The sequence below is a fragment of the Gordonia sp. OPL2 genome (assembly GCF_003797825.1).
In the GTDB taxonomy this organism is placed as follows: Bacteria; Actinomycetota; Actinomycetes; order Mycobacteriales; family Mycobacteriaceae; genus Gordonia.
The window spans coordinates 112,112-128,896 of the sequence record NZ_RKME01000004.1 but is presented as its reverse complement, the minus strand read 5'-3'; the positions used below and the strand labels follow the sequence as shown (position 1 = coordinate 128,896).

The 16,785-nt window shown below is 68.0% G+C and carries 7 protein-coding genes; 3 read left to right on the top strand and 4 right to left on the bottom strand.

Annotated features, from left to right (window positions below):
* Positions 1-24: 24 nt before the first annotated feature.
* The gene (locus tag EEB19_RS06270) at positions 25-975 is read right to left on the bottom strand and encodes a DUF389 domain-containing protein (RefSeq protein ID WP_187584260.1); all 951 of its coding nucleotides are present in this window, start codon (positions 973-975) and stop codon (positions 25-27) included.
* A gap of 195 nt (positions 976-1,170) precedes the next feature.
* On the opposite strand from EEB19_RS06270, the gene EEB19_RS06265 reads away from it, so the two are divergent.
* Positions 1,171-2,427 carry an HNH endonuclease signature motif containing protein gene (locus tag EEB19_RS06265; protein WP_262365479.1) on the top strand — a complete coding sequence of 419 codons (1,257 nt, stop codon included), beginning with the start codon at positions 1,171-1,173 and terminating at the stop codon, positions 2,425-2,427.
* A gap of 203 nt (positions 2,428-2,630) precedes the next feature.
* On the opposite strand, the gene aroQ is transcribed toward EEB19_RS06265, so the two are convergent.
* A complete protein-coding gene (gene aroQ / locus EEB19_RS06260; RefSeq protein ID WP_187584258.1) occupies positions 2,631-3,092 on the bottom strand; it encodes a type II 3-dehydroquinate dehydratase in 462 nt (153 codons plus the stop codon).
* Between the two features lie 68 nt (positions 3,093-3,160).
* On the opposite strand from aroQ, the gene EEB19_RS06255 reads away from it, so the two are divergent.
* Positions 3,161-6,484 (top strand): arabinosyltransferase domain-containing protein, encoded by a 3,324-nt coding sequence (locus EEB19_RS06255; RefSeq protein ID WP_187584256.1) that lies wholly within the window; start codon positions 3,161-3,163, stop codon positions 6,482-6,484.
* 63 nt (positions 6,485-6,547) lie between these two features.
* Here EEB19_RS06255 and EEB19_RS06250 read toward each other — a convergent pair whose 3' ends face one another.
* Both EEB19_RS06250 and EEB19_RS06245 read right to left on the bottom strand, forming a co-directional pair.
* Positions 6,548-9,907 carry an arabinosyltransferase domain-containing protein gene (locus EEB19_RS06250; protein ID WP_262365478.1) on the bottom strand — a complete coding sequence of 1,120 codons (3,360 nt, stop codon included), beginning with the start codon at positions 9,905-9,907 and terminating at the stop codon, positions 6,548-6,550.
* 10 nt (positions 9,908-9,917) lie between these two features.
* Complete coding sequence (locus tag EEB19_RS06245) at positions 9,918-13,283, bottom strand: arabinosyltransferase domain-containing protein (RefSeq protein WP_187584253.1); 3,366 nt, start codon at positions 13,281-13,283, stop codon at positions 9,918-9,920.
* 149 nt (positions 13,284-13,432) lie between these two features.
* On the opposite strand from EEB19_RS06245, the gene EEB19_RS06240 reads away from it, so the two are divergent.
* Positions 13,433-16,711, top strand: coding sequence for an arabinosyltransferase domain-containing protein (locus tag EEB19_RS06240; RefSeq protein ID WP_262365494.1), 3,279 nt, complete (start codon positions 13,433-13,435; stop codon positions 16,709-16,711).
* Positions 16,712-16,785: the final 74 nt, after the last annotated feature.

The following is a 16,785-nucleotide window of genomic DNA, read 5'->3' as shown; positions in this document are numbered from 1 at the left end:
GCTCCTGACGGCCAGACGCCGGCCTCACCCGGTCGCACGCACCCGCTCGACGCGTCGTCGTGAGAACGGTTTCCACAGCACCTTCTGGATCCAGAGCGTCAGGCACCCCGCGAGGGCCATACCGCCGATGTTCACCACGAGCTGCAATCCGGAGCCGCGCACCTCGGTCCATTCGCCGAACGCCGACGCCAGCGCCAGGTTGCCCGCGGCCGGGATCGTCGTCACCGAGATGAACACCCCCGACAGCGCACCCGTCCGCGCCGACGTGATCGACAGGACGCCCGCGACCGCGGCCAGGATGGCGACGATGAACGACCACTTGTCCGGCGAATAGATGAACTCGGTCTCCGGATGGTGCCGCAGATCGTCGACGGTCACCCAGCCGAGACCGCGCACGACGAGTGCGAACACGAAGGTGGCGACGATGCCGACCACGAATCCGACGGCCAACGTGCGCACCGACATCCACAGCAGATTCGGCCGCCGGAGTACGACAGCGACACAGATCGCCGTGATGACCCCGAACTCGGGACCGAGAACCATCGCCCCGACGGTGAGGATCTGCGAATCGAGCACCACCGCGATCGCCGCCAGCACGGTTGCCAGGATCATGAACCCCAGATAGGTGAAGTTCAGCTCGGACTCGCCGTAGGCGCGCCGCCCGACCTGCGCCCAGACGACCGCATCAGAGCCGAATCCGGGAGCGCGCCGCTCTGCCTCGAGCGCACCGCGGGACAGGAAGGTCTCCACCTCCTCGACTCGCAGGGAACCCTTGTCCGCGACGCCGAGATCGCGGACCGCGGTGATCAGGTCGTCAGCGGCCTCCCGGGCGACGTCGATCTTGACCAGGTCACCGACCGGTTTGAGCGACGCACCTCGTACGACGGCGACCGAGCTGACTGCTTCGTCGTCTCTCACCAGCCCCAGGACGTCGTCGGTCAGATGCGCGGGCGAGCAGATCTCGATGTGCAGCACCACTGCATTGTGCGTCTCGGTCTCGACCACCCACGAAACAAGTTGAGAATTCCCCTTGCGCTTCGTACATGTGTTCGATAGATTGGTGACAGCAGGTTCGAAGTTGATGTGCGTTACCGCCACACTCCTGGGTGTGGTCCCAAGAATCCGATGAGTCTCCTGCTGGCCTGATCTGTCGACTCTTGGGGGAACGCTGTGAGCATCATCGACGACATCTCCGACATCTGTGCCGCCGTCCACCGGCTGTGCGTCGACGACGATGACATGACTGGTCCTCTCGCGTTCGACGCGATGCGGGCGCTTCTGACGCTGCGCAACCTGATCGATCACCACGCCGCCGTCCTCACCGCCGCCCTCGACCGGTTGCGGGTCGCGAAAGACCACGGGCGTAGCACCCGAGAGTTGTTGATTGTCATGGGAGTAGCGCCTGCCGTCGCCCAACGACTGATTCGTATCGCCGGATCGCTCACCACACTGCCGACGTTGGCCGCACACGCCGCCGACGGCGTCATCTCCGGTGAACATGCTGACGCCATCGTCCGCGGTATCGAGCACATCGGGAAAAGATCACCGGAACCGATCGACGACACCCAACGTCTAAACCATGTGACAGATCTTCTCGCCCAACACTTCTCCGGCGCCACCCCCGCCGAAATCATCGACCGTGCCCGCACCCTGGGCAACCTGATCGCCGACGACACTCTCGGCGGCGTGCCTGCCGCGGAAGACCGCAGCATCAACACGCTCACGAAGAGTAAGACCACCGACGGACGCATCCATGTCGAGGCCGACCTCGATGTCGAGGTCGGCGAGAAATTCCAGGCCGCCATGGAACGCCACGGTGCACCCCGCCCCGAACCCGACGGCTCCCCCGACGCCCGCTCCACCGAACGACGCCTCGCCGACGCATTAGAGACCATCCTCGACATCGCCGCCGCAGGCGGAAATGACGCGGCCATGGTTCCGAGAACCCATGTGCTGCTGACCATCCCCGCCGACAATCCACGACTGTCCGAACTCGAGCACATGGGATCGGTCACCCGCGCCACGATGAACCGCCTGGCCTGTGACCCGACGATCACGCCGCTGCTCGTCGACGGCGAAACCGTCCCCCTCGACGTCGGCCGCGACAAACGCCTGTTCACACCCGCACAACGCACAGCCCTCTACATCCGCGATAGGTGCTGCATCAAATGCGGTGCACCCGCAGAACGCTGCCACGCCCACCACATCGACCACTGGAGCCAGGGCGGTGACACCTGCCTGGAGAACGGGTGCCTGCTGTGCCCGTCGTGTCACGCCGACGTCCACCACAACGGGTGGGAGGTGTTCATCGGCGCCGACCACCACCCCTGGCTGACACCGCCCGCGACCGTCGACCCCCACCGAAGACCCGTACCCAGCTACAACAGACGCACCCTGACCCTCGACGCCGTCGCCGTCGCCGCCTGAGCGCATAACGACTTTCCACCGACCACAATCTCGCACCCGGCCACGCCGGGACCGCATCCGTACCTTGACAACTCCACAGCGTGAAACCACGGCACCACAGGATGCCGCGTATCCGACGGCACCCGCAGACAACCCGTCTGCCGGTGTGCGCGATCCGTGACATCCACGGCGGTCACCGACTCAGGGTCGCACCCTCAGGTCGATCAGCCCACCAACTCCGCCAGCCTGCGGATGGCGAACTCATAGCCGCGGATGCCGTAGCCGACGATGATGCCTGCGGCGAGTGGCGAGACGTAGGAGTGGTGCCGAAACGACTCACGCTTATGCACGTTGCTGATGTGCACCTCCATGATCGGGACCTCCGGCACCACCAAGGCGTCGGCGAGCGCCACCGACGTGTGGGTCCAGCCGGCCGGGTTGATGACGATGCCAGTGATCTGTCCACGGGCCTCGTGGATCCAGTCGATCATCTCGCCCTCATGATTGGTCTGCGCCGCGCGCAGGCCGAAGCCCAGTTCGGATGCCGTCCGTTCGGCCAGCTGGACGACATCGGCGAGCGTGTCCGAGCCGTACACCTCTGGCTGCCGCACCCCGAGGGTGTTCAGGTTCGGGCCGTTGAGCAGCAGGATCGGGAGCGGTTCACGGCTGGTCTCGGTGTCCGACATGGCACCAACCATAGTTGAGCCGTTCGGCCGGACAGGGCGCCCAGGGCCAACGGTTACCATCTCTCTTTGTGCCAGTGCAGACGGTCCGACGAGCCAAGATCGTCGCCATCATCACCGGCCTGCTCGGTTTCCTGATGGCGTTGGCGACTCCGCTGATGCCCGTCCACCAGACGACCGCCCAGATCTCGTGGCCGCAGGACGGCACCGTCGGGTCCGTCGAGGCGCCGCTGATCAGCTACGTCCCGATCGACTTCGACGCCCACGTGCCGTGCTCCGCCATCGAGCAGCTCGGTGACGGTGAGTCGGTCCTGCTGTCGACGACCCCGAAGCAGGCAGAGAAATCCCCCGAACGCGGCCTGTTCATCCGCAAGACCGGGCAGCCCGGCGATCCGGCCGACCGACAGACCGTCGAGGTCGTCATCCGCAACATGCCGCTGGTCTCGGCGACGCTTGCACAGATCCGGTCACAGGACTGCCGCGAGATCTCAGTGCACGCCGATTCCGAGGCCGTCTCGGCCGAGTTCGTCGGAATGCGCAACGACGACGGCGAGCCGCTGGACGGCACCACCGCCGGACGCGAGTCGACCACCTACAGCGAGGATCAGCGTCCGCAGGTCACTGGACTGTTCACCGACCTCGACGGCCAGGCCGCAGGCATACCGGGGCTGCGCGCGCACGTCACGATCGACTCCCGCTACTCGACCGCCCCGACGATCCTGAAGTGGCTGGTGCTGATCGTCGGCATCATCGCCACCCTCTTGTCGTTGGCTGCGCTCGCCGCGCTCGACTCGACCGACGGTCGAAAGCATCGTCGTTTCCTTCCCGCGCGATGGTGGCGGCTCAACGCCCGCGACTACGTGGTCATCGGGTCGCTGATCCTGTGGCACTTCATCGGACCCAACACGTCCGACGACGGCTATCTGCTGACGATGTCGCGGGTCGCCCAGGACGCGCAGTACACGGCCAACTACTTCCGCTGGTACGGCGCGCCCGAAGCGCCGTTCGGCTGGTACTACCAGGTCTTCGGGCTGCTCAGTCACGTCAGCGTGGCGAGCCCGTGGATGCGGATACCGGCACTGCTGTGCGGTATCGGCGTCTGGCTGATCATCAGCCACGAGGTGCTCCCGCGCCTCGGCCGGGCGGCGATCACCCGGCCGGCAGTCGGCTGGACGGCCGCGTTCGTCTTCCTCATCTCATGGTTCCCGTTCAACAACGGGCTGCGCCCCGAGCCGATCATCTGCCTGGGCGCCCTGCTGACCTGGTGCTCGGTGGAACGGGCGATCGCGACCGGCCGACTGCTCCCCGCCGCCGTGGCCTGTCTGATCGGTGCGTTCAGCCTCGCCGCCGGTCCAACCGGTCTGCTCGCGGTCGCCGCGCTGATCGCCGGCGCTCGACCGATGATGCTGGCACTGATCAAGCGCGCCAGGGTGATCGGCAACGACCGCTGGGCCTACGTCGCGCTGCTGGCCCCGATCCTGGCCGCCGGGACCTTCGTGATCTTCGTGGTCTTCTCGAACCTGACATTGCGCTCATTCGTCGAGGCGTCCCAGATGAAGTCGGCGCTCGGGCCCTCTGCGCACTGGTACAACGAGATCAACCGCTATTCGTCGTTGTTCGCGTTCTCGGCCGATGGCTCGATCGCCCGGCGGTTCGCAGTGCTCGCGATGATTCTGGGTCTCGTGGTGTCGGCGGCGATGTTGATCCGACGAAGCCGTATCCCCGGTACAGCGCTGGGACCGTCGCGGCGCATTGTCGGGATCACGTTCGCGTCGTTGGTGTTCCTGATGTTCACCCCGACCAAGTGGACTCACCACTTCGGTGTGTTCGCCGGACTCGCCGCAGCACTCGCCGCCATCGCGGTGATCGCCGCGAGCAACGACACTATGCACTCCCGCCGCAACAGAACACTCTTCGCGGCGCTCGTGTTGTTCATCGCGGGACTGGCGTTCACCGCGCCCAACTCGTACTACTACTCCTCGTCCTGGGGTATGCCGTGGGGCATCCAGCAGGTCACCTTCGGTCTCAAACTCGCCGACATCCTGCTGTACGGGTCGCTGGCACTGTTGCTCGCTGCTCTCTGGTTCCACTTCCGGGAACCGTTCGCGGGCACCGACCCCGCGGACCCGGCACATCACCGTCCGCGAACCTGGTACCGGCGTGCGTGGTCGGTGGTGGCGTCGGCTCCGCTGGCGTTCATCTCCGGCGGAGTGGTGATCTTCGTGTTGATCACCGCGGTGTTCGCCGGAATCCAGCAGAGTTCGTCGTACTCGGTGCCCCGTTCGAACCTCGAGGCGCTGCGCGGCGAGGAATGCGGAATGGCCGACAAGGTGTGGGTCGAGACCGACCCGAGCCGCTATCTCCTGCAACCCGTCGACGGCTCCATCGCGGACCCGCTCGCGGGCCCGGCCACCGCACCGCCCGACGGCACCCGCCCCGCGACAACAGGATTCACCGCGAACGGAGTACCGGTCGATCTCGAGACCACCGCGTCCGAGGGGTCGCTGGGCGTACTGGCCGGATCGGCGTCGGCCTCTCCGGATGTGTTGACCGCCAACACCGGCGGCACCGGCGGCGGGGTGGAATCGCGGGCCGGCGCCAACGGCAGCTTCGCGAAACTCCCGTTCTTCCTCGACCCGGCGACCACCCCGGTGATGGGGAGCTACTCAACAACGGATCAGGTTCCGGCTCGGCTCACGTCGGCGTGGTACGCGCTACCCGCGGACTTCCGCGACCGGCCGCTGCTGACCTTCTCGGTCGCGGGACTCTACGACAACCCGAACCTGTTGCTGGAGTACACAACCGATCCGGTCGGTCCCGGCACTCGCGACGCTTCGCTGAAGGCCGCGGGCGACACCGAACTCGTCGATCCCGGACCACGGCCGTCGTGGCGCAACGTGCGGGTCACCACCGACACCATCCCGGAAGACGCCACCGCGGTGCGGATCGTCGCCGACGACGACAACCTGTCGACGGACCGGTTCATCGTCGTCACCCCGCCCCGCCTGCCGGAGATGAAGACCCTGCAGCAGGTCGTCGGCCGCGAGGACCCGGTGCACGTCGACTGGACATCGGGACTGGTGTTCCCGTGCCAGCGCCCGTTCACGCATCGCAACGGTGTCGCCGAGATCCCCAAGTGGCGTATCAAGCCCGGCGCCGACCTGGCTGCCGCCGTGTCGGCATGGCAGGACTCGTTCGGCGGCGGACCGCTCGGCTGGATCGAGGTGTCGCAGCAAGCGGATTCGATGGCCACCTACATGCAGGGCGACATCGGCCGCGACTGGGGTTCCCTCGAGCGCTACACCCCGTACGGGGACGTGACCACCCTCGCCGACATCGACACCGGCACCGCCACCCGCAGCGGGTTGTGGAGTCCGGCGCCGATCCGACACTGACCAGTACGCGATTTCGTAGTACGAACACGCGCCGATCACGTGTTCGTACTACGAAAGCGGGGCTCAGTTCTTGATCGCCCGCATCGGACCCGGCGTCCACATGCCGCCGTGCACATCGTCGGTCACGGTGATCTCGGCGTCGACCTGCGGCTTGAGCGGGGTCAACCGTTGCAGGCTGCCCCAGTCCTTCGCCCAGCCATTACGGAGATACGCGGGCAACACGACGGGCCGGAGCTCGTTCTCGACGATGCCGAGCGGCCCGCCGTAGTCGCCGGCCATCCATCGCCGGGAGTTGACGCGTTCACCCTCGGCATCCGGGGTGATCCGCCACTGCGGCGTCTCGAGCACGCCGTTGACCGCGGAGGCCGGACGCTGACAGGGGAACGCGAACGCGACCTCCCAGTCGAGCAGGACCGGATCCTCGCTGCCGACAAGGTCATTGAGCGTCACCATCGACGACACCCGCGGCGGGGTGACGGCCAGCCATTGCGACGGGTCACCCGAGGTGTCGTCGGCGACGATGCGAGCGACGGTTGCCCGCGGCGGCGCCTGATCCAGCGGGAAACGCATGTTCCGCCACTCGGGCGCCGAGTCCAGGCCCAGCGGCATCATCGACGCCACCGTGGTGACGCGACCGTCCGACTCCACCCGGCCGAACTCCAGCCGCAGTTTCTGCCCCGGATGCGTGACCGCGAGTTCGTCGACGTACTCGACCTCACCGGCCACCGCCATCGTGACGATCGGCCGATCTTCGGCGCGCGGCGGCAGCTGATACCAGTCAGAGGTCAGATGGCCGCGGCCGGTCGGTGTCCCGTAGGTGCCGAGCACCGGCACGCGCTGCTGGTCGAGCCCGAACGGCAACTTCACCGACGACCCGTTCACGCCGCGGCTGGAGGTGGTACCGCCGCCGGTGTCCGCGGTGTTCGCGGTCCCGCTCGGCTCCTCCTGCGCATCGGCCGGATCGGTCTGAGTGCGATCCTGACCCGTCGCCGACGACGAGTCGCTGTCACCGTCGGCGGAACTCTCCAGATGCGCCGACACCCCGTTCGGATCGAAACCGGTCATGCCAGAGCCGGTTGCGTCCGGCCCGCTCGCTGCACTCCCGGCGCCCGTCGAATCAGGCCCGCTCGCTGCGCTCCCGACGCCCGCCAACGCCGCACCCGGCGACGGATTCCGCTGGCCCGCAACATCAGCCGCCGACAACACGCCCTCATTGGGGTCGGCCTCGACGAGCACCGCGTCGGCCAGCGCGCACGGATTGCCACGCAGCGCATCGATGTTCGAACTCGTCCACGACCAGGAATCACGCTGCGTCTGAAACGCTTTCGCGAACGACACAAACGTGAACAGCAGCATCACGGCAGAAATGATCGCCAGTGAATACGTGGGCATCCGCTGGATCAGACTCGGGTTGCCGATGGTCTCCGGCAGTTCACCGCGTTCGGCGAGCCGGTCGTCGCGGTAGTACTGCCACGCACCCCACGCGGTCAACAGCACCGCGACGATCAGGATCGGGATGAACAGCCCGTATCCGCGGACGTTCGGGGTGTCGTCGCCCCACGGGATTCCGTAGCTCCCGACGTACCACCACTGGTTCCGGCCGGCGAATGCGACCGCCAGCGCGTAGGCGCACGCCGCCGCGATGAACGTCCGGTTGCACCGCCGCCGCATCACCGATGGCGCAAGGAATGCGGTTGCGGCAGCGGCGAGTACACCGGTGAGGCAGGCGAAGGCGCCCATCTGGTGAGTGGCCTTGGTCGGCACGAACGCGAGCACCGCGACCGCGCCGGCGGTGACCGCGACCAGACGCCACAGAGGCGCGCTGGCAATGCCGGGAACCCGACGCTTGCTCAGCAGCGTCAGCACGATGATGAGGACCGCGAGGATGGTCACGAAGATGCCGACGCGGCGCGCGATCGAACCGTCGGGCGTCGGGTTGAGCAGGATGTAGTACCGCATCGCCTCGGTCCACCACTTGTTGGTGGGCCCGACGATGCCCTGCACCTCGATACCCTCGAGGATCGCGGCCAACGGTTGGTCGGCGAAGATCTCGAACAGCACCGCGAGTCCGGCGGCGACGATCGGGACCAGCAGCGGCAGCAGGCCGTCGCGTCGTCGTCTCTCCCGCAGTCTCTTCAGCAGCGGGCGGATCGCCGCGAGCAGCGGCAACACCGCTATCGCACCCGCTGGGTGGATGGTCAGGGTGAACGCCGCGGTGATGATGCCGAGGGCGAGTGGCAGGAATCGTCCACTGGCGATGGCCCATTCGATGAGCACCCAGGTGAGCAGGATGCCGACGCTGAGTGCGGGTTCGACGCGCAGGCCGTTGTTGAACGGCAGCCACACAGCGAGGAACCCGAGCGCAGCGGCCCAGCGGGCCGCCTGCGACGACCGCACCGCATGACCGAGTCGCGGCAGCGCCGCACGACTGATGAGGAACCAGCCGACGAGTGCGAACAGCAACGGCAGCAGACGAAGCCACGGAGTCGCGGTGCTCACCTGCATCCACAGCGCGAGGTACTGGTAGTGCCAGCCGAACGGGTCCTGTGGCGCACCGAAATATCGATAGTAGTTGTCCAGATAGCCCGCACCCGGGGCGATCCGGCCCACGGTGACCTGATAGCCGTCGTCGGCGGTGTTGCCACCGACGAACAGCCACACGACCAGCACCCCGGTCACCACCAGATCGAGCGGGGTGACCCGCCACCACCGGGCGGGCAGCAGTCGACGGAGTCGTCTGCCGTCCCGGGCGTCGAGGACGGCGAGCGCGATCAGCGACACGACCGTCGACAACACGCCGACGATGAGCGCGAGCCCCTTGAGGAACGTCGGGCTGGAGATGAACCGGGTGTCGATCGTGGAGCGGTACGACAGTCCATCGGTGGACGCCGACTTCGGCAGATCGGTGTACACGCCGATGATCTGCGGACGGGCATTCGGATCGGCGAGATCGAACTCATGCTGGGTGCCGTCGGGATCGGCGAGGCCCTCGATCGCACCGCGCGTGCCGCTGGTGTCCGAGTGGATCACCACGCGGCACTGATCGTCGCCCTGCGCCTGGGCGCGGGGAACGCTCAGCAGCACAGCATTTCGCTGGGTCACCAGGATGCGATCGGCCGTGGCGCGGACGAACAGTCCGACGGTGCCCGCCTCGGCACCGTTCTCCGGCACCGTCGACAGCAACACGCCACCCGACGCCGGCAGGTCGGCCGCGAGGTCGCAGGGCACCGAGATGTCCATCGACACCGGCACATACGACACATTCGGCGCGGCGACGTTCTCGACCGTGTTGTTCTGCGGCCACTGGAGCTCGGCCTTGGTGTAGGTGACCGGCAGGAACGGCGAGGCCAGAGCCAGCAGGATGCCGAGAGCCCCGGCGACCACCGCGACGATCTTCGCGGTCCGGATGGTCCTGTCACTCATGCGTGTACGTTCAGTCATCTTGCGGCACCACCCTGATCGCGCCGGGTCGTGTCCAACCCCATCTCGTCGTCGTCCCGGAGGTCACCACTGCCGGACTCGCATCCGGCATCAGTGGCGACAGTCGCTGCAGCCCACCCCAATCCCGGTACCAGTCGTTGTTCAGGTAGGTGCCGACGGTGCTCGCACGCGTCAACGCCTCCGGGGTGGTGAGGATGCCGCCGTTGACCGAGGCCTGCCACGTCTTCGACTTCGAGTTCGTGGTCGTCTGGTCCGGCACGATCCGCCACTGCGGCACCTCGGACACGCCATGGCGCGAACTCATCGGATGCTGACACGGGAACTGGCTGCCCACCGACAGATCCAGCAGCACAGGCGTCTCACTGCCGACGACCTCCTGCAGCGTGCGCAGCTCGGGTGCGCGCGGCGGGGTGAAAGCGACCCACTGATCGGGGCTCAGGTTGTTGTCCTCGGCGACGATCCGCATCGCGGTGGCGCCCGGCGGCACGGCCGACATCGGGATGCGGAGATTGCGCCACGGCCGATTCGGACGTTCCGGACCCGGATCGATCGGGATGAACGGCTTGCCGATCTGCGTGAAGTCGCCTCCGTCCGACGATTCGCCTCCGTCGCCGGTACGTCCGAACTCGACCTGCAGCGAGCGCCCGAACTGACCGACGCCGTCCTGGTCGAGGGCGTACACCGGACCGGCCGCGGTGATCACCAAGAGCGGCGACGCCCCGCGGTCGGGCAGCCGGTACGGCATCGAGGTGAGTTCGGCGGTGCCGTTGTCGTGCCCGTAGCTGCCGAGCACCGGTGTGGTCTTCGGGTCGAGGCCGAACGGCAGCGCCGCGGTCGATCCGTTGACCGTGCGGGGTCCGGTGCCGCCGGTGGTGCCGGGCGGTCCGCCGGTCACCACGAACGGACGCGACAGATCGCCGGAGGTGTTGATGGTGCCCGCACCCAGTGACGTCGGGTCCGGCATGAGGTCGCCGGCCACGCCGTCGGGGGTGAACCCGGTGGACTCGCCCCGCAGCGCCCGCGAGATGTCGGAGGTCCCGATCGGTTGCAGCGCACCGCGGTTCGGGTCCTGCTCGACGAGCACGTCGTCGGCCATCCCGCAGGGGTTGCCGGCCAGCGCATGCATGTTCGCGCTGAAGGTCGTGTAGGTGTCGGTTCGTGCCGCGGCCGCCTTGGCGAACAGCGCCAGTTCGCCGACGACGACGAGGGTGGCGATCACCAGCATCGGCGCGGAGGCGATCGCGATCTGTGTCTTCGACACGGGGCGTTCGTCTCGCTTGGCGCCACCTCCGACTGCGCCACGTCCGACTGCGCCACGTCCGACTACCCCGCGTTCGGCCTCGATGTCGATACGCAGGTGGAACCAGATCGCCACCGCGAGCGCCACCACGGTCAGCACCAGGAAGACCGACGACAGTTGGGTTCCCGCGATCGACGGCGCCTTGTCGAACCAGGAGATGCCGAAGTCGTAGGCCCACCCCCACGCGTTCTCCCCGGCGACGGCGACCGCGCACGCGAACATCAAGACGGCGATGTACATCCACAGGTTACGCGGCGACCGGCGCGCCGACTGTGCGACCGCGACCGTCGCGACCGCGGCCATCGCGGCGGCCACGCCGCCGTAGACGCCGAACTGCACCGTCCATTTGGTCGGGGTGAACGACAGCAGCAGCACGGTGAGCAGGATCGCGCCGATCAGACGCCACACCGGACCCGGATCGACACCGCGGATGTGTTTGCGCCGCAACATGACCGCCATCGTGACGAACACCGCCGCCAGCAGCAGCAACAGTGGGACGCGACGGACGAGGCTGCCGTCCTGCGTCGTGAGTGACAGATAGTAGAACCGCAGCAACTCCTGGTACCAGACGAGAGTCGGCCCGACCGTGTAGCGGATGCGGATCGTCTCGGCGATCGTCGCCAGCGTCTGGTCACGGAAGACGACGATCACCACCAGCGCCGCAGCAGCTCCGATCGGTGCCAGCAACGGCAGGAGCCCGCTCTCCGCGCGTCGTCGGCGGATGGTGCGCAGCATCGGTCGCGAGCCCGCGATCAGCAGGGCCACGGCGATAAGGCCGTGGGGTGCGACGGCGAGGGTGAGACCCGCGGCCAGCGCGGCTCCCGCAGCCGGCAGCATCCGACGCGTCGCGACGGCCTGCTCCACACCCCACCAGGTCAGCAGCGAACCGAGGACGACGATCCCCTCGCTGCGCAGGCCACTGGCCAACGGCATCCAGAAGGCGACGAACACGGCGGCGGCCGTCAGCATCGCCCACTGCGAGCGGCGGACGGCGCCGCCGAGCCGGGGCAGCAGGACGCGGCTGAGGATGAACCATGAAACGAGCCCGGCGATCAACGCGGGCAACCGCATCCAGACACCGGCCGTCGAGACCGACTCCCAGTGGGCGAGGAAGCTGTAGTACCAGTCGAACGGAGCCTCCGGGATCCCGAAGAAGCGGTAGTAGTTCGCGAGGTAGCCGGCCTCGTCGGCGTTGCGGCCCATCGCGAGGATGTAGCCGTCGTCGGACGAGCCCGCACCGAGGAAATGCCACACGACGAGCGCAGCGGTCACGGCCAGGTCGGCGAGACGCGGCGCGAACAGCTGACGCACCTGCGACCACCACGACCCGGCGCGTCGGCGGCGCCCCACGCGACGGTGATAACCATGCGCGTCGTCGAGGGCGGCGATCGCGATGAAGGTGATGATCGCGGCGAGGATGCCCAGGATCATCACGATCAGCTTGAGGATCGACGGAGTGGTGTCGAAGCGGTTGTCGACGTCGATGTGGACCGCGAGTCCGTCCGCCGCGGCGCGCGACGCGGCACCGGGATCGAGCGCGGTGAAGATGCCGGACACCTGCGGACGGTTCTCCGGGCCGGTGGTGCCGACGGCGCCGAGTCCGACGGCTCGCGCCTCGACCCCCGCCGGCGACGACGTCAGCACGAGTCGCTCGCACCGCGCGAGATCGGTACGCGGGACCCGCAGCAGATCCTTGCCGCGGACCGTGACGGTCGCCGCGTCGGCATCGGCGGTCACGAACAGCGCCTTGTCCCGCGCGTTGAGGCCCGACGTCGGCATGGTCGCGAGCACGGTCGTCGTGGTGTCGTCCGGTGTCGCGGCCAGCGTGCGGCAGCCGATACTCGCGTCCATCACCGCAGGTGACTGCGTCGTCAGCGGAGCCGTGACCGACGCGCTGGTCGCGCTCGCGACGTCCCGGTCGGGCCAGTCGATCGAGGCGGTGCGCTCGGTGACCGGCAGCAGCGGGGTCAGCACGGCGGCGACGATCGCGACGAGTCCGGCAACGGTGGCGATCAACGCCCAGACACGCGGAGTCGCCGATCGGAAAAAGGCAGTCATCAGACCGAGACCCTAGTTGAAGCGCGACTGGAGCCCCGAGAGCAGGCCCGGGTTCGACTAGGTCCTCTCAGGTAAGTCGCTTAGCATCAGACATCGTGCCTGTGACAGCCCCGTCCTCCACGCCGGACGAGACGAGCCCGACCGCGAGGGTGTCCACCGGCACCGCCCGAACGGTGGCCGTCGTCGCCGGGGTCATCGGCATCCTGCTGTGCGCACTCACACCGTTTCTGCCGGTCAAGGCCACCGACGCATCATTCGACTGGCCGGCGGGCCAGAACCTCTCCGGATCGTCGGCCGATGTCGTCGCACCGCTCATCGCGCAGACCCCGCGCTCGATGGACGCCACGATCGGATGCCGCGTGCTCGAGCAGCTGCCCGCTGAGGGCGGCGTGGTGCTCGCGACGATGCCGACCAACGCCCCGAAGAGCAAGTCGTCGGCGCTGTATGTCACCGCCACCCGGGACACCGTGGCGGTCACGTTCCGCAACACGCTCGCCGCGAGCGCGCCCCGCGATCAGCTCGCCCGCTGTACCGAACTGCACATCTGGTCGGCACCGACGGGTGTGGGAGCCGAGTTCGTCGGTGGTGTTGGCGAGTCGACTTCGCTGCCGCCGGACAAGCGCCCGCAGGTGGACGGCATGTTCACCGTGTTGGACGCGGCACAGGTGCAGGCCGGGGATGTCCGCGTGCACGTCGAGATCGACAACCGCTACGTCAGCTCCTCGAGTGTCCTGAAACTGATCGTGATGGTGCTGGCCGTCGTCGCGGTGGTGGTCGCACTGATCGCGCTCGGTCTGCTCGACCGCGCGTACGGCTACCACCGACGGATCGGTCGACGCACGGCAGCGTGGTGGCGGACGCTGATCCCCCGGGCGACCGACATCATGGTGACCGGCGTGCTGCTGATCTGGACCGTCCTCGGCGCCGGGACCCCCGACGACGGCTACATCCTGAACATGGGGCGTACCGCGGACGCCTCCGGCTATCTCGCCGACTACTACCGCTGGTACGGCATCCCCGAGGCCCCGTTCGACTGGTACTACAGCTTCCTGGCGCACTGGTCGTCGATCTCACCGTCGCTGTTGTGGATGCACATTCCGCCGCTGATCGCCGGCCTGGTCTCGTGGTTCATCCTCAGCCGGGTGTTGCTGCCCCGTCTCGGTGCGGGCGTGCGGCGCAGCGGTTGGGCGCTCTGGGCGGCCGCACTGGTGTTCATCGCGTTCTGGCTGCCGTTCAACAGCGGTCTGCGCAGCGAGCCGATCATCGTGCTCGGTTCGCTGCTCACGTGGTGGGCCGCCGAGCAGGCGATCGCCACCCGACGCCTGCTCCCGGCGGCGCTCGGCGCCGTCGCCGCAGGTTTCACCCTCGCCCTGGCGCCGCACGGTGTGATCGCGGTCGCCATCCTGCTGGTGTCGGCGCGTCCGTTGCTGCACATCCTGCTCGAACGCCGCCGGGAGACCGGCGCGGCCGCGCTGTTCGCGCCCGTCCTGGCCGCCGGTCTGCTGGTCGTGGTGGTCGTGTTCCGCGATCAGACGCTGGCGACCGTGCTCGAGGCGATGAAGCTGCGCTACCAGGTCGGGCCGGTGATCAGCTGGCATCAGGAGTTCCTGCGCTACTACTTCATCTCCGTCACCACCGACGACGGCGCCCTGACCCGACGGGTGCCGGTGCTGCTCCTGCTGGCGGGCCTCATCGTGACGGTCGCGGTCATGTTGCGGCGCACCCGCATCTTGGCCGTCGACCCCGGTCCCACGTGGCGCCTGATCGGGTCGATCGGCGTCACCATGTTGCTCCTGGCCTTCACCCCGACCAAGTGGACCATCCAGTTCGGCATCTTCGCGGGGCTCGCGGCGGCGATCGCGGCGACGGCGACGCTGGCGGTCGCGCAGTCGGCGGCCCGCTCCGCGCGCAACCTGACCGTCTTCGTCTCGGGCCTGTTCTTCGCCCTGGCCGCCGCGATGGCCGGCTACAACGCGTGGCCGTTCGCCTACGACTACGGCATCTCCTGGTTCGACCGCGCCCCCGTCCTCGCCGGACGCCCGGTGTCGACGGTGTTCCTGATCCTGGCCGTGATCACCGCCGCGATCGCGGTGTGGCAGCACCTTCGCCTCGACTACGTCGAGAACAAGGGACTCTCCCACGTCAGCGATGGGCCCGGTGAGACACGCGCCGATCGTCGTCGACTCTTCTTGGCGTCGTCGCCGATCGCGATCATCGCCGGCCTGATGGTCGTCGCCGAACTGCTGGTCTTCGCGAAGGGCGCGGTCACCCGGTATCCCGCGACGACGGTGCTGACCGAGAACCTGAACACCCTGCGCGGCAACAGCTGTGGCATGGCCGACGAGGTCCTGGTGGAGTCCGACCCGAATGCGGGCATGCTCACACCGGCCGACGGCGAGTCGGCGTCGGCGGCGCTGAGCGGCTCGGGATCGGTCGGATTCACCCCGAACGGCATCGCCGACGACCTGTCGCCCGAACCCGGCAGTCAACGGCCCGGTCAGATGAATGTGTCGGCGAGCCAGGCGAAACCGTTCGCCATCACCGGCGGACTCGGCGCCGGCACCACGGGCGGCACTGGTCCGCGGACGGTGAACGGTTCGACGGTGGCCCTGCCGTACGGGCTCGACCCGGCGACCACCCCGGTTCTCGGCAGTTACGGCTTCCCCGGTGAGGCTCGGCTCACCACCGGTTGGTACGACCTGCCCGCGCGCGACGCGTCGCCGCTGCTCGTGTTCAGCACTGCCGGTGCGGTGTCCACGATCGACACATTCGGGGTCCGCAACTTCGGGCAGAAGCTCGTCGTCCAGTTCGGTCGTCCGGGCCCGGACGGATCGTTCAGTCAGATCGGACCCGACGTACTGCCGATCGATCCGGGGCCGGTCATCACCAACCGGCCGTGGCGCAACCTGCGGGTACCGATGAGCGCCGCTCCCCCGGCCGCCACGGTCATGCGGATGTCGTTGCTGGACAACAATCTCGGCCAGGATCAATTCATCGGCATCACCCCGCCGCGCGCTCCGCGCCTGCAGTCGCTGCAGCAGGTGGTGGGTTCGTCGTCGCCGACGGTGATCGATTTCGCGGTCGCCGCGCACTTCCCGTGCCAGCAGCCGCTGCTGGTCAGCAACGGCGTGGCGCAGGTCCCGCAGTGGCGCATCCTGCCCGACTACCCGATCGCCAACTCGCAGTCGAAGACCTGGCAGGCCGCAGCCGACGGCGGACTCCTCTCGATCTCCGAGTCCACGACCTCGGCGCAGGCGGTCCCGACCTACCTGAAAGACGACTGGGCGCGCGAATGGGGTGCGCTGGAACGACTCACACCGCTCGTCGAGGACGCCTCGACGGTGCGGGTCGACACTTCGCAGACGACGCAATGGGGCTGGACTCGTGCCGGCTCGATCAGGGTGGAGCCGCAATCCGATGACGAGTGAGACACCGGCGCACGACGCGCCGTCGGAGCCCGGCACCAGCGCCGAGCGCACCCGGACCAACTACCGCACCGTGA

What these genes read in the sequence shown, in the direction of transcription:
- aroQ (WP_187584258.1), bottom strand. Translation starts at nt 3,092, where the DNA reads ATGTCGGACACCGAGACCAGCCGTGAACCGCTCCCGATCCTGCTGCTC.
- EEB19_RS06250 (WP_262365478.1), bottom strand. Translation starts at nt 9,907, where the DNA reads ATGAGTGACAGGACCATCCGGACCGCGAAGATCGTCGCGGTGGTCGCC.
- EEB19_RS06245 (WP_187584253.1), bottom strand. Translation starts at nt 13,283, where the DNA reads ATGACTGCCTTTTTCCGATCGGCGACTCCGCGTGTCTGGGCGTTGATC.